The organism is Pseudomonas sp. JL27(2026) (assembly GCF_056933555.1).
In genome coordinates this window covers 5,218,220-5,241,010 of record NZ_CM167794.1, presented here as the reverse complement: position 1 = coordinate 5,241,010, position 22,791 = coordinate 5,218,220, and the positions used below count along the sequence as shown (strand labels likewise).

19 protein-coding genes are annotated in these 22,791 nt (G+C 62.0%); 14 read left to right on the top strand and 5 right to left on the bottom strand.

Annotated features, from left to right (window positions below):
• The first annotated feature begins 6 nt into the window (after positions 1-6).
• The 9 genes from ribBA to AC1Z1G_RS23850 all read left to right on the top strand — a co-directional run bounded on the left by ribBA (position 7) and on the right by AC1Z1G_RS23850 (position 6,560).
• A complete protein-coding gene (ribBA, locus tag AC1Z1G_RS23890) occupies positions 7-1,098 on the top strand; it encodes a bifunctional 3,4-dihydroxy-2-butanone-4-phosphate synthase/GTP cyclohydrolase II (RefSeq protein ID WP_483622774.1) in 1,092 nt (363 codons plus the stop codon).
• Between the two features lie 90 nt (positions 1,099-1,188).
• Positions 1,189-1,665: a 6,7-dimethyl-8-ribityllumazine synthase gene (gene ribH, locus AC1Z1G_RS23885; protein WP_003185938.1), complete on the top strand. Its 477-nt coding sequence runs from the start codon at positions 1,189-1,191 to the stop codon at positions 1,663-1,665.
• Entirely contained in the window at positions 1,662-2,162 is a 501-nt protein-coding gene (gene nusB / locus AC1Z1G_RS23880) for a transcription antitermination factor NusB (protein ID WP_347902252.1), read from the top strand. Before ribH ends, nusB begins: the two co-directional genes overlap by 4 nt.
• 173 nt (positions 2,163-2,335) lie before the next feature.
• Positions 2,336-3,301, top strand: coding sequence for a thiamine-phosphate kinase (gene thiL / locus AC1Z1G_RS23875; protein WP_483622772.1), 966 nt, complete (start codon positions 2,336-2,338; stop codon positions 3,299-3,301).
• On the top strand, positions 3,298-3,801 hold the full coding sequence (locus AC1Z1G_RS23870) for a phosphatidylglycerophosphatase A family protein (protein ID WP_483622771.1): 504 nt from the start codon (positions 3,298-3,300) through the stop codon (positions 3,799-3,801). The genes thiL and AC1Z1G_RS23870 overlap by 4 nt, the downstream gene beginning before the upstream one ends.
• Before the next feature lie 22 nt (positions 3,802-3,823).
• The gene (locus AC1Z1G_RS23865; protein WP_483622769.1) at positions 3,824-4,561 is read left to right on the top strand and encodes a substrate-binding periplasmic protein; all 738 of its coding nucleotides are present in this window, start codon (positions 3,824-3,826) and stop codon (positions 4,559-4,561) included.
• Between the two features lie 168 nt (positions 4,562-4,729).
• A complete protein-coding gene (gene ribA, locus AC1Z1G_RS23860) occupies positions 4,730-5,347 on the top strand; it encodes a GTP cyclohydrolase II (protein ID WP_347902248.1) in 618 nt (205 codons plus the stop codon).
• The gene (locus tag AC1Z1G_RS23855; RefSeq protein ID WP_483622767.1) at positions 5,344-5,763 is read left to right on the top strand and encodes an MFS transporter; all 420 of its coding nucleotides are present in this window, start codon (positions 5,344-5,346) and stop codon (positions 5,761-5,763) included. Before ribA ends, AC1Z1G_RS23855 begins: the two co-directional genes overlap by 4 nt.
• Positions 5,763-6,560 carry a cobalamin-binding protein gene (locus AC1Z1G_RS23850; protein WP_483622765.1) on the top strand — a complete coding sequence of 266 codons (798 nt, stop codon included), beginning with the start codon at positions 5,763-5,765 and terminating at the stop codon, positions 6,558-6,560. Before AC1Z1G_RS23855 ends, AC1Z1G_RS23850 begins: the two co-directional genes overlap by 1 nt.
• Before the next feature lie 152 nt (positions 6,561-6,712).
• Here the strand turns inward: AC1Z1G_RS23850 and AC1Z1G_RS23845 are convergent, their stop codons facing one another.
• The 4 genes from AC1Z1G_RS23845 to AC1Z1G_RS23830 all read right to left on the bottom strand — a co-directional run bounded on the left by AC1Z1G_RS23845 (position 6,713) and on the right by AC1Z1G_RS23830 (position 11,914).
• Positions 6,713-8,629, bottom strand: a complete 1,917-nt coding sequence (locus AC1Z1G_RS23845) for a TonB-dependent receptor domain-containing protein (RefSeq protein WP_483622763.1) — start codon at positions 8,627-8,629, stop codon at positions 6,713-6,715.
• A 167-nt stretch (positions 8,630-8,796) separates the two neighbouring features.
• The gene (gene dxs / locus AC1Z1G_RS23840; RefSeq protein WP_483622762.1) at positions 8,797-10,695 is read right to left on the bottom strand and encodes a 1-deoxy-D-xylulose-5-phosphate synthase; all 1,899 of its coding nucleotides are present in this window, start codon (positions 10,693-10,695) and stop codon (positions 8,797-8,799) included.
• Positions 10,696-10,787: 92 nt separating this feature from the next.
• Positions 10,788-11,675, bottom strand: a complete 888-nt coding sequence (gene ispA, locus AC1Z1G_RS23835) for a (2E,6E)-farnesyl diphosphate synthase (RefSeq protein ID WP_483622760.1) — start codon at positions 11,673-11,675, stop codon at positions 10,788-10,790.
• Positions 11,672-11,914 carry an exodeoxyribonuclease VII small subunit gene (locus AC1Z1G_RS23830; protein WP_019693836.1) on the bottom strand — a complete coding sequence of 81 codons (243 nt, stop codon included), beginning with the start codon at positions 11,912-11,914 and terminating at the stop codon, positions 11,672-11,674. The genes ispA and AC1Z1G_RS23830 overlap by 4 nt, the downstream gene beginning before the upstream one ends.
• A gap of 524 nt (positions 11,915-12,438) precedes the next feature.
• Here AC1Z1G_RS23830 and AC1Z1G_RS23825 point away from each other — a divergent pair.
• Complete coding sequence (locus AC1Z1G_RS23825) at positions 12,439-13,596, top strand: MFS transporter (RefSeq protein WP_483627981.1); 1,158 nt, start codon at positions 12,439-12,441, stop codon at positions 13,594-13,596.
• On the opposite strand, the gene AC1Z1G_RS23820 is transcribed toward AC1Z1G_RS23825, so the two are convergent.
• Complete coding sequence (locus AC1Z1G_RS23820; protein ID WP_483622758.1) at positions 13,597-14,742, bottom strand: Fic family protein; 1,146 nt, start codon at positions 14,740-14,742, stop codon at positions 13,597-13,599.
• A gap of 295 nt (positions 14,743-15,037) precedes the next feature.
• Between AC1Z1G_RS23820 and AC1Z1G_RS23815 the strand changes: the two genes are divergently transcribed.
• From AC1Z1G_RS23815 to AC1Z1G_RS23800, 4 genes are read left to right on the top strand one after another with little or no spacing between them, the layout of a single operon-like run.
• Positions 15,038-15,829 carry a YfaP family protein gene (locus tag AC1Z1G_RS23815; RefSeq protein WP_483622756.1) on the top strand — a complete coding sequence of 264 codons (792 nt, stop codon included), beginning with the start codon at positions 15,038-15,040 and terminating at the stop codon, positions 15,827-15,829.
• Between the two features lie 37 nt (positions 15,830-15,866).
• Complete coding sequence (locus AC1Z1G_RS23810) at positions 15,867-17,579, top strand: DUF2138 domain-containing protein (RefSeq protein WP_483622754.1); 1,713 nt, start codon at positions 15,867-15,869, stop codon at positions 17,577-17,579.
• Complete coding sequence (locus tag AC1Z1G_RS23805) at positions 17,564-18,223, top strand: DUF1175 domain-containing protein (RefSeq protein ID WP_483627980.1); 660 nt, start codon at positions 17,564-17,566, stop codon at positions 18,221-18,223. Before AC1Z1G_RS23810 ends, AC1Z1G_RS23805 begins: the two co-directional genes overlap by 16 nt.
• Positions 18,220-22,791 (top strand): alpha-2-macroglobulin family protein, encoded by a 4,572-nt coding sequence (locus AC1Z1G_RS23800; protein ID WP_483622752.1) that lies wholly within the window; start codon positions 18,220-18,222, stop codon positions 22,789-22,791. The genes AC1Z1G_RS23805 and AC1Z1G_RS23800 overlap by 4 nt, the downstream gene beginning before the upstream one ends.

Sequence of the window (22,791 nt, the reverse complement as noted above, 5' to 3'; positions counted from 1 at the left end):
TGCCGCGTGGCGCTCAATAGCATCGAAGAACTGGTTGAAGACATCCGCCAAGGCAAGATGGTCATCCTCATGGATGACGAAGACCGCGAGAACGAAGGCGACCTGATCATGGCCGCCGAGTGCTGCCAGCCTGAACACATCAACTTCATGGCCAAGCACGCCCGTGGCCTGATCTGCATGCCGATGAGCCGCGAGCGCTGCGAACTGCTCAAGCTGCCGTTGATGGCGCCGCGCAACGGTTCCGGTTTTGGCACCAAGTTCACCGTGTCCATCGAGGCGGCCACCGGCGTGACCACCGGTATTTCCGCAGCCGACCGTGCGCGCACCGTGCAAGCGGCCGCGGCCCGTGACGCGAAGGCTGAAGACATTGTCAGCCCGGGCCACATCTTCCCGCTGATGGCCCAGGCCGGTGGCACCCTGGCCCGTGCCGGCCACACCGAAGCGGCGTGCGACCTGGCGCGCATGGCCGGTTTCGAGCCGAGCGGGGTGATCTGCGAAGTGATGAACGACGACGGCACCATGTCCCGTCGCGCCGAGCTGGAAACCTTTGCCGCTGAACACAACATCAAGATCGGCACCATCGCCGACCTGATTCACTACCGGATGATCCACGAACGTACCGTTCAGCGGATTGCCGAGCAGCCACTGGACAGCGAACTGGGTCACTTCAACCTGGTGACCTATCGTGATTCGGTAGAAGGCGACGTGCACATGGCACTGACCCTGGGCACCATTTGCGCCGAAGAGCCGACCCTGGTTCGCGTGCACAACATGGACCCGCTGCGTGACCTGTTGATGGTCAAGCAACCTGGCCGCTGGAGCCTGCGCGCCGCCATGGCTGCGGTCGCCGAGGCGGGCAGCGGTGTGGTGCTGTTGCTCGGTCACCCGCTCGATGGTGACGTGTTGCTGGCGCATATCCGCGAAACGGCCGACCACGCGCCGGTGAAAAAACCGACCACCTACAGCATTGTCGGTGCCGGTTCGCAGATCCTGCGGGACCTGGGTGTACGCAAAATGCGCCTGATGAGTGCGCCAATGAAATTTAATGCGATATCCGGTTTCGACCTGGAAGTTGTAGAATACGTGCCCTCCGAATAAAGGCCGGTCCTTTTCGCCCCTTGTTCGCGGTTCAAATATCACTGAGGGACGCGTACTGAACGCGTCCCGGCTCTTTAAGAGATTTGTCGAATGACCCTGAAGACCATCGAAGGTACCTTCATCGCCCCCAAAGGCCGCTACGCTTTGGTTGTTGGCCGTTTCAACAGCTTCGTCGTTGAAAGCCTGGTAAGCGGTGCTGTTGATGCCCTGGTTCGCCATGGCGTGAGCGAAAGCGACATCACCATCATCCGTGCCCCTGGCGCCTTCGAAATCCCGCTGGTTGCGCAAAAAGTCGCTCAGAAGGGCGAGTACGCGGCAATCATCGCACTGGGCGCGGTCATCCGTGGCGGTACTCCGCACTTCGAATACGTGGCTGGCGAATGCACCAAGGGCCTGGCCCAGGTGTCCATGGAGTTCGGCGTACCGGTTGCCTTTGGCGTGCTGACCGTCGACTCGATCGAGCAAGCCATCGAACGTTCCGGCACCAAAGCCGGCAACAAAGGTGCTGAAGCTGCCCTGTCCGCTCTGGAAATGGTCAGCCTGCTGGCGCAGTTGGAGGCCAAGTGATTAGCGACGAAAGCGATCGTTTCAACCCGCGCGATCCAAAACCTGCGGATGCTGGCAAACCATCGAAAAGCGTCAAGCGTCGCGAAGCCCGTCAGCTCGCGACCCAGGCGCTGTATCAATGGCACATGGCCAAGCAATCGCTGAACGAGATCGAAGCGCAGTTCCGGGTCGATAACGATTTCAGTGATGTCGATGCTGCCTACTTCCACGACATCCTGCACGGGGTTCCGGCGCACCGCACCGAAATCGACACCGCGCTCAAGCCATGCCTGGACATCGAAATCGAAGAACTGGACCCGGTTGAACTGGCCGTTCTGCGCCTGTCGACCTGGGAACTGATCAAGCGTGTCGACGTGCCTTACCGCGTGGTGATCAACGAAGGCATCGAGCTGGCTAAAGTCTTCGGTTCCACCGACGGCCACAAGTTTGTCAACGGTGTCCTCGACAAACTGGCCCCGCGCCTGCGTGAAGCTGAAGTGAAGGCGTTCAAGCGCTGATCAGTGCTTGCCGTGCCCTGTCTCGCCGATAGGTTCCCTTTTGGCGAGTGACTGTTGTCGCCGACAAGACGCCGCGACGTGTCATCGCCTGCCAGGGTGAGGCGCGCCAACGCAGTCTGGCGACAGCAGGCTCTGCCCAAAAAAAGAACAGTACCGGTGAGACAGGATACCCAATGGGTGAGTTTGAGCTGATCCGCAACTACTTCGCCGCCGCGCCGTGCGCACAGGCCGGCGAAGGGGTGGCCCTGGGGATCGGCGATGACTGCGCCTTGCTCGCTGTTCCCGCTGGGGAACAGTTGGCCATTTCCACCGACACCCTCGTGGCCGGTGTGCATTTCGCAGACCCTTGCGACCCGTTTCTGCTCGGTCAGCGCTCGCTGGCCGTGGCGGTCAGCGATCTGGCTGCCATGGGCGCCACCCCTGTCGCTTTTACCCTTGCCCTGACATTACCGACGGTCACCGCCGATTGGCTGGACGCCTACGCCCGTGGTTTGAACGCCATGGCGCAAAACTGTGGCGTGCGGCTGGTGGGCGGCGACACCACGCGCGGCCCGCTGAGCCTGACGATGACCGTGTTTGGCCGAGTCCCGACCGGCCAGGCCCTGACCCGCAGCGGCGCGCAACCTGGCGACTTGCTGTGTGTCGGCGGTGAGTTGGGGAACGCCGCCGGGGCATTGTCGCTGGTGCTGGGTGGGCGCGTCGCCCCGGCGAATGTCAGCGAGCCGCTGCTGGCGCATTATTGGTCGCCACAGCCGCAGTTGGCGCTGGGGCAGGCCCTGCGCGCCAAGGCGACCTCGGCGCTGGACATCTCCGACGGCCTGCTCGCCGATTGCGGGCATATCGCCAAGGCCTCAAAGGTGGGCTTGCAGGTCGAGCGCGAGAAAGTGCCGCTGTCGGCGGCGTTGCTGACGTTCCTCGGTCGGGACGCTGCGCAAGTCGCGGCCCTCAGCGGCGGCGACGATTACGTGCTGGCCTTCACCTTGCCGCCGCTGGAGCTGCCGGCATTGCTGGCCGACGGCTGGCCGATCCACGTCATTGGCCGGGTCGTGACCGGGCAGGGCGTGACCCTCATGGACGCAAACGGAAAGGACATCACCCCGCAAACCCGGGGTTATCAACATTTTCGGGAGACCCCGTGACAGATCACCCCAAACAGGTTCCGGCAGCGAGTGTGCCGCCATCGGTCTGGCGCAATCCCTGGCATTTCCTGGCCTTCGGTTTCGGCTCCGGCACCCTGCCCAAGGCACCGGGCACCTGGGGCTCATTAGTTGCGCTACCCTTTATCCCGTTGTGGCAGATGTTGCCCGGCTGGGGTTACTGGCTGATGCTCGGCGTCACCCTGCTGTTCGGCATCTGGTTGTGCGGCAGGGTGGCCAGCGATTTGCGGGTACACGACCATGAAGGCATCGTCTGGGACGAGATGGTCGGGATGTGGATCACCCTGTGGCTGGTGCCGCAAGGTTGGTATTGGATGTTGGCGGGGTTTTTGATATTCCGTTTTTTCGACATTCTCAAGCCGTGGCCGATCAGTTGGGTCGACCGGCATGTGCACGGCGGCTTCGGGATCATGCTCGACGATGTACTGGCCGGGGTGTTTGCCTGGCTGGCGATGCAGGGGCTGGTCTGGTTCTTCGTCTGAAGGACTGAATAAGGGGTTAAGGATGGTGGGGCGTTGGTGGTGGGTTCTGGTGTTTGCGCTGCTCTGTTCGGTTGCCCGAGCGGAGGAAGTGGCGTCGACGCCTGTGCGAATACAACTCGTCAGCGAAGACTGGACCGACTACACCGCCGCTGACGGTCATGGGCTGGGCTGGGACATTCTTCGGGAAATCTTTGAGCCGGCTGGCGTCAAGCTGCAGATGCGCACCGAGCCTTACACCCGGTCTGTCGGCCTGGTACAGCTTCGCGAGGTAGACGCGGTGGTGGGGTCCTACCGTGACGAAGCAAAGAATGTGCTGTATCCGCACTGGAACTACGACGCCGATCACATCTACACGCTGGGCCTGGCGAGCAGTCCGGCGCCGACCCTGGCGACCTTGGGCAAGTACCGACTGGCCTGGGTGCGTGGTTACCGCTATGAAACCTATCTGCCCAACATCCGTCGCTACAACCAGATCGAGCGCCGTTCCGGCATTCTGCCGATGCTCAAGCAGAGCCGCGCCGATTACTACATCGATGCCCTGACCGAAATCAACAGCCTGCTTGCCGAGGCGCCAGATGTGTCGCTGTACAAAAGCACGCACTTGGCAGAATTGCCGCTGTACCTGGGTTTTGCCGATACGCCACAGGCCCGCGCCTTGATGGCCTTGTACGATCAGCGCATGGAAGCGCTGATCAAGAGCGGCCAGTTGAAACCGATCTTCGAGCGTTGGAAGCAACCTTACCCATTCAATGCGAACTGAAAGCAAGCCTTGTGGCTGGCAACGATCCATTGTGGGAGAGGATGTCGGTGTAGTTATCAAACTTCCTGATCGTTATGGCCGATAATTCAGCCTAAGCGTCTGTCAGAACCTGCTGTTACAATGCCGCCTCTGCGAATCTCCACTCCTCATACAGATCAGGAGCACACGGTGCCCGTCGTTTTCGTCGCTGCTTCCAAGCTGCCAACCCCTTTTGCGCAATTCACCATGCATGGCTTTCTCGATGAGGCCACAGGCCGCGAGCACGTTGTACTGAGCCTGGGTGAGTTCGCCGATGGTGCCCCGGTACTCGGCCGGTTGCACTCCGAGTGCCTGACCGGCGATGCCTTGTTCAGCCAGCGTTGTGACTGTGGTTCGCAACTTGAGGCTGCCTTGCAGGCGATTGCCCGCGAAGGCCGTGGCGTGTTGCTGTACTTGCGTCAGGAAGGTCGTGGCATTGGCCTGCTGAACAAGATCCGCGCCTATGAACTGCAGGACGGCGGCGCCGATACTGTGGAAGCCAACGAGCGTCTGGGCTTTGCCGCGGATCAGCGCGACTACGCCATGTGCCTGCCGATGCTGGAGCACCTGGGCGTCAAATCCCTGCGCCTGATGACCAACAACCCGCGCAAGGTCAAGGCCTTGACCGACATGGGCATCGTCGTTGCCGAGCGCGTGCCGCTGCACACCGGTCACAACCCGCACAACAAACTCTATCTGGCGACCAAGGCCAGCAAGCTCGACCACATGATGGGCAACGAGCATCAGGGCGAGGCGGACCGGGCGTGACTCGCGGCCAGGTTCGGCGGCGACTGTCCGTCAGTTGGTGGCAATACCTGGCGCTGGCCTTGTTGCCGCTGTTCGTGATCAACGGTGTGTTTGGCCTGGGCGAGGCGATTCTGCCGATGCTGGCGATGCCGTTTTTCATTGCGGGCGTGGCGTCGATGTTTGTCAGCCTGCGTTTTTTTGGCGGTTACAAACACGCCCTGATCGCTACCCAAAAAGCCCTCGACACCCCGGATGAGCCTGCGGCCTGGATCGCCTTGGCGGCCAAGCGCCGCGTGGCGTTTCTGGCGGCAGGGCTACCGGCCTGGATTGGCGCGCTGGCGGTGTTTGTCGGCCTCGAAGCGGTGCCATTGGTGCTGCTGGCGTTGTCCACTACGGTGCTGTTTTACCTCTACCGTATTCCGCGTCAACTCGGTTGATGCGCCGCTGGCTGGCGGTTCTGCTGCTGGTCGCCAGTGGCTCGGCGGTGGCGCTGGAACGGGTGGTCAGCCTCGCGCCGTCACTCTCGGAAATCGTCGTCGAACTGGGTTCGGCGGACCTTCTGGTCGGTGTGCTGGATGCGGGCGACCGCCCCGCTGAACTCAAGTCCGTGCCGTCGGTTGGCCGTTACGGTCAACTGGACATGGAGCGCCTGCTCAGTCTCAAGCCTGACTTGCTGCTGCTCTGGCCCGGCAGCGTCGGCCCGGCACAACGCGAGCAACTGAGCCGCTTGGGGATCCCCACGCTCGTTGCCGAACCCCATAGCCTCGAACAACTCACCACCCAAATCGAAGTGATTGCCCAACAGCTTGGCCGGCCCGAGCGTGGGCAGAAACTGGCGGCCGATTTGCGCACGCGGCTCGGCGGTTTGCGTCAGCGTTATCGTCGCGATGAGCCGCTGAAGGTGTTTTATCAGGTCTGGGATCAGCCGCTCTACACCGTGGGCGGTGGCCAGATCATCAGCGATGCGCTTGAAGTGTGCGGGGCGCGCAACGTGTTTGCCGACCTGAACCTGCCCGCGCCGCAAGTCAGCGTGGAGGCCGTGCTGCAACGCAACCCGCAAGCGATCCTCGCCAGCACCCAGGCACAACTGGATGCCTGGAAAACCTGGAAGCAGGTGAGCGCGGTGGTGCAAGGGCAATTGCTGCTGGTGACAGACAAAGGCCTGGAGCGCCCGAGCGGGCAGATGATCGACGCGACCGCCAAGCTGTGCCGGTTGATCGCGCCCGACCGCTGACCTGTGGCGAGGGAGCTTGCTCCCGCTGGGCTGCGAAGCAGCCCCAAGACCTGCCAATGGTTTTCTTCAGATCAATAGTGTCGTATTTGATTGCGGCTGCTGCGCACCCGAGCGGGAGCAAGCTCCCTCGCCACAATGGCCAGTGTTGTTTGTTAGATTTCCGGCGTCCAGGTCACGCCAAACATCCACGCCCGACCTTCTTCGCGATAGCCATACGGGTTGCCTTCGTGCTGGTACAGCGCGCGGCTATAGCCTTTGTCCAGCAGGTTATCGACCTTCAGCTCAAGCTTGACCTCGCGATTCATCGCCCAACTGCTGCGTAGCCCGAGCAAGGCATAACCGCCCAGTGGCCGGGTGTTTTTTTCGTCGTCGTAACTGCTGCTCACCGCTTGCCAACTGGCGCCGAGGCCCAGTTGATCGAATTGACGGTCAAGGTCCAGGCTCAACGTGCGCCGGGCGCGGCGTGCCAGGGTATGGCCGCTGTCACGGTCCCGTGGGTCGATGATCGAAACCCCGAGGTTGCTCTGCCAGCCGAACAACTCTTGTTTGAGCGCCGCTTCGAAACCGTTGATCTGTGCCGAGGCGACGTTTTCTGGACCGTCGCCGCCGAACACAATCGCCTCCTTGATATCGGTTCGGTACAGCGAGGCTTCCAGTCGGCTGCTGTCGCTGAGCTGGCTGCGCCACTGCACTTCGTAGCTTTTCGAGGTTTCAGGCTTGAGGTTCGGGTTGCTGTTTTTCTGGTATTGGTCGTCCGGGTAATAGAGGTCGTTGAACGTCGGCGCGCGGAAACCTTCGCTGTAGTTCAGCAGTACGTCGTTGTTTGTGTTCAGCGGCAGGGTGACGGTGCCACTCCAGCTGTTCTGGCCGCCAAACTGCTGGTTCTGGTCGCGGCGCAGGCCCAGTTCGGTGGAGAAATGTTCAGCCTGGAAGCGATGCTGGATGAACGCCGCACGGTTCCAGCGGCTGTCTTCGTCGAGCGTTTTGCGCTCGCCAAAGACGTCGAAGTCGCTGCTGAGCCGGTCTTCATACCAGTCGCCGCCGAGGATCAGGCTGTTCTGTTTGTTGAGCGTCAGGTCGTTCTGCCAGTTCAACGAGTTGCGGTAAGTGTTGAATACGCTGTGTTCGTCGCTGAGCGTGTCGAGCGTTTTTTCACGGTTTTCGCTGTGGCCCAGCTCCACGCGGGACTTCCATGCATCGTTGATGCGGGCGTCGACGTAACTGCTGACGCCGCTGACCATGAACTCGCTATACGGCTTTTGCTGATAGCTTTTTCTCGTGACGGAATCATAACGCCCGAACGGGCTGTCAATTTCGCTCTTGCCTCGGTTATCCAGCACATTGAAACCAACCTCAAGTCTGTCATTAAAGGCGTGGCTCAAGCTCAGGCTCAGGGACTTGTTGCGATAGGCATCGTGGTCGCCATCGCTTGAGTAGGACTGATGCGTGCGGTTGATCCCGGCCGTCTCATCGAGGCTGGCGCCCAGGTTGAAGCGGGTTTGCGCATCGCCGCCAGACACGCCGAGGCTGCGTTCCCAGGTCTGGTTGCTGCCAAACCCCATGTGCAGGCGCGGTTGCAGGCCCTGTTCGGTGCTGCGGCGGGTGAAGATCTGAATCACCCCGCCAATCGCGTCACTGCCGTAGATCACCGAGCGCGAGCCACGCAGTACTTCGACGCGCTCGATCTGCTGAATGTTCAGGTGCTGCAGGTTGCTGTCGCCGGAGGTCGAACTGCCGATACGCTGGCCGTCCACCAGCACCAGGCTTTGCGCCGATTTGGTGCCGCGTATGTAAATCCCGGGCAGGCTGCCGCGTCCACCGGTCTGCGAAACCTGCACGCCCGGCACACGGCGCAGCAGATCGGTCACGCTGCCCGGTTGCAGGCGATCGATGTCTTCGCGGGTGAACACCGTGTTGGCGGCGCTGCTGTCATTGCGTGCCTCGACCTGGCGGTTGGCGCTGATCACTACGTCGGGCAGCTTCAATGCCTGTTCGCGCTCGAAGGTGTCGGCCAGAAGGTGTCCGGCCGGCAGAAGGGTCAGCGTCAGGGCGAGGCGGGGGAGTTTCATGGGCAATCCATTGTCATTTTGCAGCGAGTACATATCTGAAGGTTGCACAAAACCAATGTGGGAGCGGGCTTGCTCGCGAAGACGGTGGCACATTCAACATCAATGTGACGTTTACACCGCTTTCGCGAGCAAGCCCGCTCCCACAGGGTATTGCGTGAATCCGGGGTTTAGAGGCCCAGCAGTTGCAGGCGCTCGCGCACCGCCGCTTCGATCCCGGCCTCATCCAACCCACATTCGGCGAGCATTTGCGCCGGTTTGGCGTGCTCGACGTAAATGTCCGGCAGGCCCAGGTGCAGCACAGGCTTGAGGATGTTTTCTCGGGCGAGAAACTCGCTGACTGCGCCACCGGCACCGCCCATGATGGCGTTCTCTTCAACGGTCACCAGCAGCGCATGGCTGCCGGCAATCTCGCGGACCAGCGCTTCATCCAGCGGTTTGACGAAGCGCATGTCGACCACCGTCGCATCCAGCGTCTCGGCGACTTTCAGCGCTTCGGCCAGTTGCACGCCGAACACCAGCAAGGCAACGGTGCTGCCCTGACGACGAATCACGCCTTTGCCGATCTCAATCGGTTCGAGGTTCTTCTCGATGGTTGCGTTCGGGCCGGTACCACGCGGGTAACGCACTGCCGCCGGGCCGTTGTACAGGTGGCCGGTAGTGAGCATTTTGCGCAGTTCGTTTTCGTCGCTCGGGGTCATCACCAGCATGCCGGGGATGCAGCGCAGGAACGACAGGTCGAAACTGCCAGCGTGGGTCGGGCCGTCTTCGCCCACCAGGCCTGCGCGGTCGATGGCGAACAGCACGTCGAGGTTCTGCACTGCAACGTCATGCACCAACTGGTCGTAGCCGCGTTGCAGGAAGGTCGAATAGATCGCCACCACCGGTTTTGCGCCTTCGCAGGCCATGCCGGCCGCGAACGTCACGGCGTGTTGCTCGGCAATCGCCACGTCGAAGTAGCGCAGCGGGAAGCGCTCGCTGAAGGCCACCAGATCGGAGCCTTCTTTCATTGCAGGCGTGATGCCGACCAGCCGTGGATCAGCGGCGGCCATGTCGCACAGCCACTCGCCAAATACGCCGGAGTACTTCGGCCCGCCGGATTTCTTCGGTGCGGCAGCCGGTGCGTCCAGCGGTTCGAGTTTGGTGATGGCGTGGTAACCGATCGGGTCGACTTCCGCCGGGGCGAAGCCTTTGCCTTTTTTGGTCACCACGTGCAGGAACTGCGGGCCCTTGAGGTCACGCATGTTGCGCAGGGTGGCGATCAGGGTCGGCAGGTCATGGCCGTCGATCGGGCCGATGTAGTTCCAGCCCAGTTCTTCGAACAAGGTGCCGGGTACCAGCATGCCTTTTGCGTATTCTTCGGTACGACGGGCGATTTCCCAGGCGCCGGGCAGGCGCGACAGGACCTTTTTGCTGCCTTCACGCATGCTTGCGTAGGTGCGGCTGGAAAGGATTTTCGCCAGGTAGTTCGACAGCCCGCCGACATTGCGCGAGATCGACATGTCGTTGTCGTTGAGGATCACCAGCATGTTGGCGTCGACTTCAGGCGCGTGGTTCAGCGCTTCGAACGCCATGCCGGCGGTCAGTGCGCCGTCGCCGATCACTGCAATAGCCTTGCGATCACTGTTTTGCAGGCGGGCAGCAATGGCCATGCCCAGCGCGGCGCTGATCGAGGTGCTGGAGTGGCCGACGCCAAAGGTGTCGTACTCGCTCTCGGAGCGACGCGGGAACGCGGCAATGCCGTCCTTCTGGCGCAGGGTGCCCATGCGCTCGCGGCGGCCGGTGAGGATCTTGTGCGGATAAGCCTGATGACCCACGTCCCACACCAGCCGGTCGTCCGGGGTGTCGAAGACGTAATGCAGCGCGATGGTCAGTTCGATGACGCCAAGACCTGCACCGAAATGCCCGCCCGTCTGACCGACGGTGTAGAGCAACTCCAGGCGCAACTCATCGGCCAGGGTTTCCAGCTCGGCTTCGCCTAACCTGCGCAGGCCGTCCGGCGTGTGGGCACGGTCGAGCAGGGGCGTGGTCGGGCGCTTGCGGGGAATCTCATGAAACGTCGTGGGCATCAGGCGAATCGTTATAGGTATAAAAGAGGCGGCAGTTTACCTGATGCATCGCCCCCTGCCCACGCGTTGCTTTTAAGTTGGCGGATCCGCTGTCAGCTGCGGCGTTCGACGATATAGCGGGCCAGCTCGCGTAGCGGCTCGGCGCACGCGTCAAACGGTCGCAGGGCGTGCAGGGCCTGATCGCGCAGTTCCAGGGCATAGGCCTTGGCCGCATCGAGGCCGAGCAGGGCCGGGTAAGTCGGTTTGTCGCGGGCAATGTCGGCGCCCTGGCGTTTGCCGAGGGTCGCGGTATCGCTTTCGACGTCGAGAATGTCGTCTTGCACTTGAAAGGCCAGGCCGATGGCCTGTGCATAAGCCTGCAAGGACTTGAGTTCGTCTTTTTCGGCGCGACCACTGGCCAGTGCGCCCAGTTTGACGCTGGCTTCGATCAGCGCACCGGTTTTGTGCCGGTGCATGTATTCGAGGGCTTTCTGGTCGAGCTTGAGGCCGACCGAACCGAGGTCGATGGCCTGGCCGCCGACCATGCCGGCCGGGCCTGCCGCCAACGCCAGGGCGCTGACCATTTGCAGGCGAGTCTGGGCGTCGGCACCGTTCAGGTGCGGGTCGAGCAGGGCGGTGAAGGCCAGGCTTTGCAGGCCATCACCGGCCAGAATCGCACAGGCCTCATCGAACGCCTTGTGGGTGGTGGGCTGGCCGCGACGCAGATCGTCGTCGTCCATGGCCGGCAGGTCGTCGTGCACCAGCGAATACGCGTGGATCAACTCCACCGCACACGCCGCGCCGTTGGCCTGTTCAGGGTCGGCGCCCAGCGCTTCGCAGGCCGCGTAGGCCAGCAACGGGCGCACGCGTTTGCCGCCGTTCATTACGCTGTAGCGCATGGCTTCATACAGGCGCGCCAGTTCCGGGCTCGGCGCGACGAAGAGCGTTTCCAGTGCCGCGTTGACCCGGGCCTGACTGCTGGCCGAATACGCTGCGATCATTCTGGCTGTTCCGCGTCAAAGGGCGCCTCGGTCAGCTCGCCGTCACGCTCGAGCAACACTTGAACCTTTTGCTCGGCCTGGGCCAGCGCAGCCTGGCAGTCGCGGGTCAAGCCGATGCCTTGTTCGAAGGCGGTCAGCGAGTCTTCCAGCGACAACTCGCCGTTCTCCAGGCGCTCGACCAGTGTTTGCAGGTCAGCGAGAGATTGTTCGAAATCCAGTGCAGCTTTTTTGCGGGCCATGGCGGCAATTCCGGTAGACGTTAAACCGGCGCGACACTAGCAGATAGGGGGGGGAGGGGCAATTCGCCTGTCAGCATAGCGCTGCCGCGCGCCGGGTTGATTTGTGTTCGGGGCCTGACGTAGGCTGGCGCGGCTGGCCGTTTGCGGCGCCGCTCAGGGTTGAGCGCTCAGCGTGGTTCTTCAGGATGCAGGCGACAGGCTCGGTTCGAGGCGTGTCGGCTGCCTTTAATGCATTAGCGACACCCGTTCATTGAGACGCGCATGTCCTTGTACTTTTTCTCCTCCATTCGGCAGCCCTTGACGACCCGTCCAGGTCACGCCGTTTCGGATCCTCATTCGGCCAACAGCCGCCGTCGCAGCATTTTGTTCGCGTTCACTTTTTCGCCTCCCGCCAAAAAACACTGATTTCTTCGCGAGACGTTCGCCACCTCGACGGGCGTTTGGGCGCATGGCCTGAACCGTTGATGGGCGAGGGCGTGTCTGTGTGGTTTTTTTGCGGATGTGGAGGATTGATGAATAGCTCAATGAATCGAGCGTTGTTGGCGGCGCTGATACTCGGTGTGTCGATTGTCGGCCTGAGTATCGGCTCGACGGTCCCGGTGGTCGCACTGCGCCTGTATCAGGCCGGTGCATCGAATGTGCAGATCGGCGTGATGTCGGCGCTGCCTGCGGCGGGCATGATGCTCTCGGCGTTTATCGTGGGGTGGCTATGCCAGCGGCTGAGTCGCCGACACATTTACCTCGGCTGTTTCGCGCTTTCAGGCCTGAGCATTGCGGCCATTGAGGGCCTGTCGACCAATGGCTATGGCCTGGCGGTGGCGCGGCTGCTGATGGGGCTGGCGGCCGGGGTCATCATTATTCTCGGGGAGTCCTGGGTGAATGAGCTGGCCGAGGACGGCCATCGCGGCCGGACAGTGGCGATCTACACCACGTGCTTCACGGTGTTCCAGTTGCTGGGGCCGGGCATGGTCGCGGTGTTCGGCACTGAAGGCCCGCACGTGATTGCCAGCGTGGTGGCCGGGCATGTGCTGGCCATGGTGGCCATTGGCTGGGCGATGCCGGGCGGTGTGAGCAGCCACCCGCAGGACGGGCAACGGTCTTTTTCGGTGCTGGGGTTCATTCGGGTGGCGCCAGCGCTGTGCATGGGGATCATCTTCTTTTCGTTCTTCGATAGCGTGATTCTGTCGATGTTTGCGGTTTACGCCGCCAGCCACGGCTACGCCATCCAGCTCGCGGCGTTGATGGTGACGGTGATCCTGCTGGGCGATGCGGTGTTTCAGTTTCCCCTGGGCTGGCTGTCGGACAAGATCGCCCGGCCGAAAATCTACCTGGCCTGCGGCGTGCTCGCGGTGCTGATCGGCATCAGCCTGCCCTGGCTGATGGGGCGGCCGTTGCTGCTGTGGCCGGGCCTGGCCGTGCTGGGCGCCGTTGCGGGCGGGATTTATACCCTGGCGATTATCCTGATCGGCCAGGGCTTCAAAGGTCAGGACCTGGTCACGGCCAACGCCAGCGCCGGGTTTCTATGGGGGCTGGGCAGCCTGCTCGGCCCGCTGCTGAGCGGTGTGGCCATGTCGACCAGCGCCCATGGCCTGCCGTTGGCGTTGTCCGCCGCGGCTTGCGTGTTTGTGGTGTTTGCACTGTCGTTGTTACGGCGTTCGGTGCTGGTTGGTGTGCTGGAGTGATTACGGTTTGATCGTCTGAGGGTAGTTGATTCGATAACGGGTGCTCCGTCCGCCGCCCGGCAGGCGGGCGAGGCAGCCTTTTTCCAGCAGTTCAGCCAAATGGCGAGTGGCAGTGGCTTTGGAGACCTTCGCGACGGTTTGGTACTGAGCAGCGCTGATGCCATCCTCAAAGCCCTTTTCTCCACCATCGAGCAGACGGTTCAGGACTTTGATTTGTTCGACGGACAACGGCTGCTCTCGATGGTCATTCCAGAAGCGCGCCTTGCCGAGTACTCGTTCGATGCGGACCATCGCCTGTTGAAGGCTGCGTAGCAACGTTTGCAGAAACCACTCCAGCCATTCGCTGATATCCAGGTTGGCTTTCTGGGTGGTTTCAAGTACGCGGTAATAGCCTGCCCGGTCATCGAGAATGCTGGCCGACATGGCATAAAAACGGATCGACTGGTTTTCGCCCTGAGCGAGCGCAAGGTCGGTCAGGGTACGTGTCAGGCGGCCATTGCCATCATCGAAGGGGTGCAGTGTCACGAACCAGAAATGGGCCATCCCCGCCCGCAAAAAGGGATCGAGGCCAGCTTGCCGCTCGCTGGCATTGAACCAGTCGAGGAAACCCCTCAGTTGTTGTTCCAGACCCTCTCGCGGCGGCGCTTCGAAATGCACTGTCGGTCGGTCCAGTCGGCCGGACACTACTTGCATCGGTTCCTCACCACGCAGTGCACCGACGCGAAAAGACCTTGGCATAAGGTCGTCCTGTGCGGGAAACAGACATTCATGCCAATGCATCAGCCGTTCAAGGGTCAACGGTTGAGCGAAATGTTGTGTCGCGTCCAGCATCAACTCCGCCAAACCTTCGCTGCGTTTGCTTACGCGGTTATCGGCGTCCTGCTCCAGGCCTAACCGACGGGCGAGGGATGAACGTACCGAGCCAACATTTAACGGTTCACCTTCGATGGCCGACGAAGTCACGATGTTTTGCAACAAGGCATCGAGTTCGTTCTGTGCACTGAGTGCTTCATTGACGGTGCCTGCCATGCCCAGCAGCTTTCCCTGGGCCTGCACGCACTCGCGCAATAAGGGTGCGAGACGCTCGGTTTGCCAGTGAAATTCTGGCCAATCGGGGTGCTGCCAGATCCAGTGAGGGTATGACATGAGGTCGGTACTCGGGCTGTGAGCCGAATAGAAAAGCTATTCGGCTCATTTAGTGAGCCGATTGTCGACGCTAATCGGCTCACCGTCCAGCTCAGGCTTGCCAGTGTGGCAGTCTCAGAGGGTGATGGTTACCTCAAAAACAAATGTATCCGATTGTTAATAAGTAGCCGAATCGCTAACCTTCCGACCTTTCGTACAACCGTCGACGATAGCGCTGCTGAATCAGGCTCTATCCTGTCTGTACTGCGTCGAGGAATGGGCGCAAGGTTTCGTCATGCATGGCAGGAGGCATCACATGCGTCTTTTTCTTTCGCTCGCGATGACGCTGGTGTGGGCGACGGTTGCCTGGGCAGAGCCTTCGGCCGAACTTCAGGAGCCAGTGGGCGGCTGGCGGTATTCCGGCCTGATGGACCGCACTGAAAACCCTCGCGTCGCCTACCCCACGCCGCCCATCGACCGTGGCGTTCAGCGTAATCGCACGATGATCGAAGGCCAGCTCAAGGCCATCGGCAGTCAGCGCGGGCCGCACACCCTGGCTGTCAACGGCAATCCCCTGAACCTGTACACCGACGAGCAAGGCCGTTTCGCCCGCCCGTATGCGTTTGGCGCCGGTTCCAACAGCGTCGAAGTGCGCAGCGCCGAAGGGCGCTCGCTCAAGCGCGTGCAATTTTACGAAGCCAATGATTTGCGAACCCCGGTGCGCATCCGCGTGGTGCTCGGCTGGGACGATCCCAAGGCTGAACTCGACCTGCACATCATCACCCCGGACGGCCAGCACGCGTTCTTCGCCCATACCGCGTTGACCAATGGTGGCGGACTCGACCCGGACGGCGTCGACGGGCCGGGGCCGGAAATGTTCACCATGACCGCGCCGATGAAGGGCACCTATCTGGTTTACGTGAACTACTGGGGCAACTTCGGCGACGGCGGCTATAACTTCGAAGAAGGCAGCAACCAGAACGAAGTGATCACGTCGCAGATCAACCTGGTGCTCAACGAAAACACCGTTAACGAAAAACGCGAGAGCTTCGTCGTGCCTTTACGGGCAATCGGCGACCTGCTGCTGGTCAAGACTTTCAACTATTGAACATCCCGCTCCACGGATGAATTGGGTTTTGTGAATCATGAGCGAAAACATTGCTTCCCCGGACGCCGGCACACCGGCTACCACACCCTCTCGCCGTTGGCCGGCGCTGCTGATCGGGCTGTGCCTGGCGGCGGGCGCGGCGGGTGGGCTGGGGTGGTTTTTGCACACCTCCAAAGCCCCGCCCGCGCAGTTGGCCAGCGACAAACTGGGCCTGAGCCGTCCCGATGGCCTGCTGGAAACCCATTCCCTGAGCCAGTTGCCCAAGGACCTGCTGGCGGTGCCGTTCCTGCGCGAAACGCTGACCGAGGACTTCGTTTTCTATTACGAGGCCCATGCCGACCGCCTCGGGCTGATCGGCAGCCTGCGCCGGATCATCTACGAGCATGACTTGAAGATGCAGGACAGCATGATTGAGGAGTTGCTCGACCAACCGGCCGATGTCGCCTTGTGGCGCGGGGCCGACGGGCGCTTGAAAGACTTCCTGCTGGTGATGGACCGTGGCGGCCTGGCCAAAATCCTTGAGCCGCTGGCCAAGGTTGCCCTGGACGACTCGCAGTTGAGCCAGGTGGGCACCTTGAACGTGGGCGGCGATGAGGTGGCGCTGTACCAGCTCAATTTCAACGCCAGCCGATCGCTGCTGTTCGCTTCCCGTGGCGACAAACTGGTGGTGTTGTCCAACCCCGGCAAGCTCTACGACTTCAGCAACGGCCCGACGGATGTGACGGGCGCCGTGTCGACCGAGGCCCTGGAAGCGCTGCTCAAGGGCGACAAACTGTTCCCCGAAGCCTTTGGCCTGACACCACGGGCACCCGAGGTCACTCAACGGATCTCGGTGAACGCCAGCGTGTTGGCCATGGGTTACCAGCGCTTTATTCCGAACTTTGCCGGCCTGCGTTTCGACATGGACGACAAGGGCTGGCACAGCTTCCTGGCGCTGGATGAACTGGAAAACCAGCCGGACTTCGACTTCAAGCCGATCTGGCAGGCCATGCCGATGGGCGCCAGTGCCTGCGTGGCCTTGCCATTGGCGGCCGAACAGCAGAAACCCTTGCTGGTGAAACTGGGTGCCGAAGAGCCGGTGGCCCAGGCGTTGACCGAGCACATGGCCGGTGCCGCAGGCCTGTGCTGGTACGCCGATTCGCGGCTGTACACGCCGCTGCTGGTGGCCAGCCTCAAGGACAAAAACAGCGACAAACTCGATGGCGACCTGGGCAGCCTGTTCGGCTCGATGGTCGGCGCCTATGAGAGCAAGGTCGCTGAGCATGCATTCCCGGTCGAGGAAAAACAGCAGGGCGAGGTCCACCAGTGGCAGCGTCAGGTCAGCTCCAACTTCGGGCAGTATCCGGCCAGGGAGGCGAGCGATCCGAACGCGATTACCGGCAAAAGCTTCCTGCGGGTGAGCCTGGCGCGGCATGCCTCGACGTTGCTGTTTTCGTTGGACGACAAACTGGTCGACAAAGCCCTCGGCACCCTCGACAAACGCTTCCCGCCATTGGCCGACGTGCTGCCCAAGGATGTGCTGATGCCGATCTACTTCGGCCCGGACGCCATGGCGCAACTGATGCAGCAGGAAACCCTCGACAGCCTGCCGCAGGATATGGAGCCGGTGTTCTACAACGCTGCCCAGACGTACCTGATTCCGAAACTGCGCAAACTCGGCGGTTACGGCAAATATGCCCTGACCTTGCCTGAAGGCAGCGAGCCGGACGGCCACTGGCAATGGCTGCCGCTGCAATGGAAAGCCCTGTGACAGCGTTGCTCAGAGGCCTGGGGCTGCTGGCGTTGTTGCTCGGCACGCGTTTGCACGCCGCCGAAGCACCGCCCGTGGCGGCCCTCGATGCACAACAGTCCCAGGTGTTTCGGGCCTGGTTCGTGCGTATTGCCCAGGAACAACTGACCCAAGGCCCGAGCCCGCGCTGGTATCAGCAGGACTGCGCCGGGCTGGTGCGGTTCGCTGCCAACGAAGCACTGAAAACCCATGACGACAAATGGCTGCGCAGCAATGGCCTGTCCAATCGCTACCTGCCGCCCGAGCTGCAACTCAGCGACGGCCAGCGCCGCCTCGCCCAGCAATGGCAGCAGGGCGGCGGCAAGGTCGGGCCGTACGTCAACGCGATCAAACTGATCCAGTTCAACAGCCACCTGGTGGGCCGTGACCTGAGCCAGGCACGCCCCGGCGACTTGATGTTCTTCGATCAGGGCGACGACCAGCACCTGATGATCTGGATGGGCCGCTACATCGCCTATCACACCGGCACCACCACCCCCACCGACAACGGCATGCGCTCCGCTAGCGTGCAGCAACTCATGACATGGAAGGACACCCGATGGATACCCGACGCAGCCAACCCCAACTTCATCGGCGTCTATCGACTGAACTTCCTCTCGCAATGATCGGAGCCCGCATGCTGCGTCTGTGTTCACGTTTGCCCCTGTTGCTGGCATTGCTCGCGCCCCTGGCCACGGTCAACGCCGAGGACTCGGTGGAGCCGAGCAATTACACGCCGATGTCCGGCGAGAGCTTTTTCCTGCTGGCCGACAGCAGTTTTGCCAGCGACGAGCAGGCGCTGGTGCGACTCGAAGCGCCGGGCCGCGACTATCGGCGCTTTCGCATGGAACCGTACGGCGGCGCGGACATCCGCGTGTATCGGATCGACAAGCCGCTGGACTTCCTCAAGCGCCAGAAAAACCTGCACCGGGTGGTCAGTGACGGCCAGTTCAAGGGCGAAGGCTTGTCCAACACCCTCGCGTACCTGTGGGACAACTGGTATCGCAAATCCCGTCGGGTGATGCAGCGGGCGTTCTCCTACGAGTCGCGCAAGCAAGTGACCGAAGACGTCCCGGAACTGAAAATGGGCAACGCCATCGTCGCTCCGACACCGTACGAGGCGCAGCCGCAATTTGCGCTGATCCCGGGCCTGCCGGTGGTCAGCCAGTTCCGTTATCCGCTGTGGCAAGCCAAACCGATCCAGCCACCGGCCGGGGTCAACCTGGCCGGTTCATCCAGTGAGTTCGTCAGCGTCGCACCCGGCAACGTCTATATTCCGTTGGGCAAGCTCAAACCGGGCCTGTACCTGGTCGAAGCGCTGATCGGCAAGTACCGCGCCACCACCATGGTTTTTGTTTCCAACACCGTGGCCGTGAGCAAGATTGCCGGTGACGAGTTGCTGGTCTGGGCCGCGGGCAAACATGAAGGCAGCTCGGTGCCCAAGGTCAACGTGCTGTGGACCGACGGTCTGGGCGTGATGAGCAGCGGCGCGACCGATACCGATGGCCTGTTACGCTTGAAACACGTCAGCCCGGAGCGTTCTTTCGTGATCGGCGAGGACGAGGAGGGCGGCGTTTTCGTCTCCGAGAACTTCTATTACGACAGCGAAATCTACGACACCAAACTCTACGCCTTCACCGACCGGCCGCTGTACCGGCCGGGCGATTGGGTGTCGCTGAAAATCGTCGGCCGAGAGTTCAAGAACGCTCGCGACTCGGTGCAGCCAGGGGCGGCGGACGTGAACGTGAGCGTGCTCGACGCTACGGGCACGGCGTTGCAGTCACTGGCGCTGAAGCTGGACTCGAAGGCGGGCACCCAGGGCCGTTTCCAGTTGCCGGACAATGCGGTGGCGGGCGGTTACGAGCTGCGTTTCAGCTACAAGGATCAGGTCTACAGCAGCGCGTTTCGCGTGGCTGAATACATCAAGCCGCATTTTGAAATCTCCCTGAACCTCGCCAAGCAGGACTTCCACACGGGCGAACCGGTCAAGGGTAATCTCGTGTTGCTGTACCCGGACGGCAAACCGGTGACCGATGCCCGGCTACAACTCAGCCTGCGTGCCCAGCAACTGTCGATGGTCGACAACGAGCTGCAATACCTGGGGCAATTCCCGGTGGAGTTGACCAGCACCGAACTGACCACAGACGCCAAGGGCAACGCGACCATCGACCTGCCGGCCGCGGAGAAACCGAGCCGCTACATGCTCACCGTGTTCGCCAGCGATGGCGCGGCGTATCGGGTCAAGACCACCAAGGAAATCCTCATCGACCGTGGCGCCGCGAATTTCCGCCTGAGCGCGCCGCAGCGTTTCAGCGCCGTGGGTGACAAGGTCAACTTCAGCTACACCAACGAGGGTGGCAACACCCCGGCCAAGGCTGGTAAACCGGTGCGCTACAGCTGGGTGCGGCTGGAAGACCAGTCTACCGGCGAGGGCAAACTGGCCCCTGCCGACAAAGGTTTCAGCGTGGCGTTCGACCGTCCCGGCACCTACAACCTGACGATCAAGGACGAGCAGCAACGCGTGCTCGGCGCCACCGGGCATTCGGTCACCGGCGAGGGCGTCAAAGCCGTGCCCGGCACCGTGGAAATCGTGCTCGACAAGGCCGAGTACAAGGCCGGTGATGAAGCATTGGCGTTGATGACTTTCCCTGAACCGATCAACGATGCGCTGCTGTCGCTGGAGCGCGACAAAGTCGAAGCCACGGCGTTGCTGTCCAAGGGCGGCGACTGGTTGAAACTGGAAAAACTCAGCCCCACCCAATACCGTGCGCGGATTGCGGTGAAAGACAACTTTGCGCCGAACCTGACCTTCTCGGTGCTCTACACCAAGGGCGGCGAGTACAGCTTCCAGAACGCCGGGATCAAAGTTGTCACGCCGCAAATCGACGTCGCGATTGCCACCGACAAAGAGCGCTACCAGCCAGGCGAAACCGTGACCGTGGACCTGACCACCCAGTTTGTCGGCAAGCCGGTTCCGGCGCACCTGACGGTCAGCGTGGTCGACGAAATGGTCTACGCGTTGCAACCGGAAGTGGCGCCAAGCATCGACCAGTTCTTCTATCACCCGCGCCGCAACAACGTGCGCACCAGCGCCAGCCTGTCATTCATCAGCTACGACGTGGCGTTGCCGGGCAGCCCTGGCGCGCCGGGCAAAGCCAACCGCAGCGAACGCGGGGTGAAAGTGCTGGAGCGTCCGCGTCGCGAAGACGTCGACACGGCCGCGTGGCAGCCGGAGCTCGTCACCGACGCCAACGGCAAAACCCGTTTCACCTTCAAGATGCCGGACTCCCTGACCCGCTGGCGCATCACCGCGCGGGCGATTGCCGATGGCGGTCAGGTCGGGCAGAAGAAGCAGTTCATCCGCTCGGAAAAACCGCTGTACCTGAAGTGGAGCGGGCCGACCCGTTTCCGCACGGGCGACAAGCCTGACCTGGGGGTGTTTGCCTTCAATCAGGCCGAGCAAGCGGTCAAGGCCGAACTGGTGATCCATTACGCCGGGCAGGAACAACGCCTGTCGCAGACACTGAACAGCGGCATCAACTACATCGCCTTGCCGGCCTTCGTGGTCGGTAATGGCGACTGGAGCGCCGAGCTGGTGCAGAACGGCAAAACCGCCGATGGCCTGGCGGTGCACCTGACGACCACCGGCGACGGCTGGCAAGTGGTGAACACCCAGAGCGTGGACGTTGCCAGTGGCGATACCCCGCTGAGCCTGCCGGCCGACGCCAGCGAGGTTCGCCTGCGTCTGGACGACAGCCCGCAAGCGCTGTTCCGTGCTTCGCTCGATGACTTGTTGGGTTACCCGTACGGCGGCGTCGAGCAAACCGCCAGCCAATTGTTGCCGTTGAGCATGGCTTACCCGGTGCTGTCGGCGAACCCGCAAATCCGTGACCGCTTGCGCCTGATCATGCAGAACAGTCGCTTGCGGCTGGTGCAAATGGCCGGCCCGTCGGCGAGCTTTACCTGGTGGGGGCAGGACGGTGAGCCGGACGCGTTCCTCACCGCTTACGCCTACTACGCCGACTGGCACGCCAGCAAAGCGCTGGAGTTGACCCTGCCGCCGGAGCACTGGCAACGGGTGCTGGACGTCTACGCAAAACAGGCGGGCAGCACACCGCTGTTGCAGCGTGCATTGATCCTGTCGTTCGCCCGCCAGATGCAATTGCCGGTCAACACGCTGTTGAGCGGCCTGATGGAAGATCTGGCGAAAGCCGGTGAGGGTGACGGTGATTTTTTCAATGAGGATGGCGAAGGCAGCGTGGTAATGAGCGCTTCTGACTCTTCGCTGGGCCTGGCCAGTGCGCGGGTACTGACTGCGTCCCTGGCGCGGCAGGCCAAGGTCACGCCACCGGACGCGTTCACGCAGCAGTTGGCCAATGCACAGCAGTTGCTGGCGGTCAGCTCTGAGCCGTTTGCCGAAGCCTTGAGCCTGTCGGTGCAGGCCTTCGATCAGGCCCATGCGCAAGCGTTGCTGCAACGCCTGTTGCCACAGCAATCGACCCTGGAACGCGCATTGGCGTTGAGCTGGCTGCAACGCAGCCTCGAACAGACGCCGACGCCGGTCGCGCTGACACCGGGTCAAGGCTGGAAGCAACAGCAGGGCGCTACCGGCGAAACCTTCTGGCAATGGCAAGGTGCGCAAGCGCCGAGCGTCCTGTCGCTGAGCGGCGCACAGGAACGCCCGGTACGTGCGGCCCTGAGTTTCCTGAGCAAACAACCGGCGTCCGGTGTGGTGCCTGCGACCATTACCCGCCGCTTGTCGCGTCTGGTACCGGGGGACGAAGCGTTCAGCTTCAAGTTGGAGCCGGTCGGGACCAAACCGCTGTCCAGCGACAGCCTGTACCTGGACGAAATCATCATCAACAGCAAAAGCAAGAACCCGCTGCGCTACGGCATGGTTGAAGTGCCGCTGCCACCGGGCGCGGATGTCGAGCGCACCACGTGGGGCATCAAGCTCATCGGCAACGATGGCGACGAACCTGCACCGCTGGAAAAGGCGCGCTTCGAGCAAGGCCAGATGGCCTACGCGATTCCAGTGGACAGCCTCAGCGGCGAACTGCGGATGCGGCATCTGGTGCGCTTCTCGCAAAAAGGCCAGTTCAACCTGCCGCCAGCGCGCTTCACCCAGGTGTACGCGCCGCAGAATCAGGTCCAGGAGCAGAAGCCGGCGCTTGGTCAGGTCACGGTCAAATAA

Excerpts from the sequence above, each read along its gene's own strand:
- AC1Z1G_RS23845 (WP_483622763.1), bottom strand. The coding sequence starts at position 8,629 with ATGAAACTCCCCCGCCTCGCCCTGACGCTGACCCTTCTGCCGGCCGGA.
- AC1Z1G_RS23810 (WP_483622754.1), top strand. The coding sequence starts at position 15,867 with ATGAGCGAAAACATTGCTTCCCCGGACGCCGGCACACCGGCTACCACA.
- AC1Z1G_RS23850 (WP_483622765.1), top strand. The coding sequence starts at position 5,763 with ATGCGCCGCTGGCTGGCGGTTCTGCTGCTGGTCGCCAGTGGCTCGGCG.
- AC1Z1G_RS23830 (WP_019693836.1), bottom strand. The coding sequence starts at position 11,914 with ATGGCCCGCAAAAAAGCTGCACTGGATTTCGAACAATCTCTCGCTGAC.
- AC1Z1G_RS23815 (WP_483622756.1), top strand. The coding sequence starts at position 15,038 with ATGCGTCTTTTTCTTTCGCTCGCGATGACGCTGGTGTGGGCGACGGTT.
- AC1Z1G_RS23825 (WP_483627981.1), top strand. The coding sequence starts at position 12,439 with ATGAATCGAGCGTTGTTGGCGGCGCTGATACTCGGTGTGTCGATTGTC.
- AC1Z1G_RS23865 (WP_483622769.1), top strand. The coding sequence starts at position 3,824 with ATGGTGGGGCGTTGGTGGTGGGTTCTGGTGTTTGCGCTGCTCTGTTCG.
- ispA (WP_483622760.1), bottom strand. The coding sequence starts at position 11,675 with ATGATCGCAGCGTATTCGGCCAGCAGTCAGGCCCGGGTCAACGCGGCA.
- thiL (WP_483622772.1), top strand. The coding sequence starts at position 2,336 with ATGGGTGAGTTTGAGCTGATCCGCAACTACTTCGCCGCCGCGCCGTGC.
- ribH (WP_003185938.1), top strand. The coding sequence starts at position 1,189 with ATGACCCTGAAGACCATCGAAGGTACCTTCATCGCCCCCAAAGGCCGC.
- AC1Z1G_RS23800 (WP_483622752.1), top strand. The coding sequence starts at position 18,220 with ATGATCGGAGCCCGCATGCTGCGTCTGTGTTCACGTTTGCCCCTGTTG.
- AC1Z1G_RS23805 (WP_483627980.1), top strand. The coding sequence starts at position 17,564 with ATGGAAAGCCCTGTGACAGCGTTGCTCAGAGGCCTGGGGCTGCTGGCG.
- dxs (WP_483622762.1), bottom strand. The coding sequence starts at position 10,695 with ATGCCCACGACGTTTCATGAGATTCCCCGCAAGCGCCCGACCACGCCC.
- AC1Z1G_RS23820 (WP_483622758.1), bottom strand. The coding sequence starts at position 14,742 with ATGTCATACCCTCACTGGATCTGGCAGCACCCCGATTGGCCAGAATTT.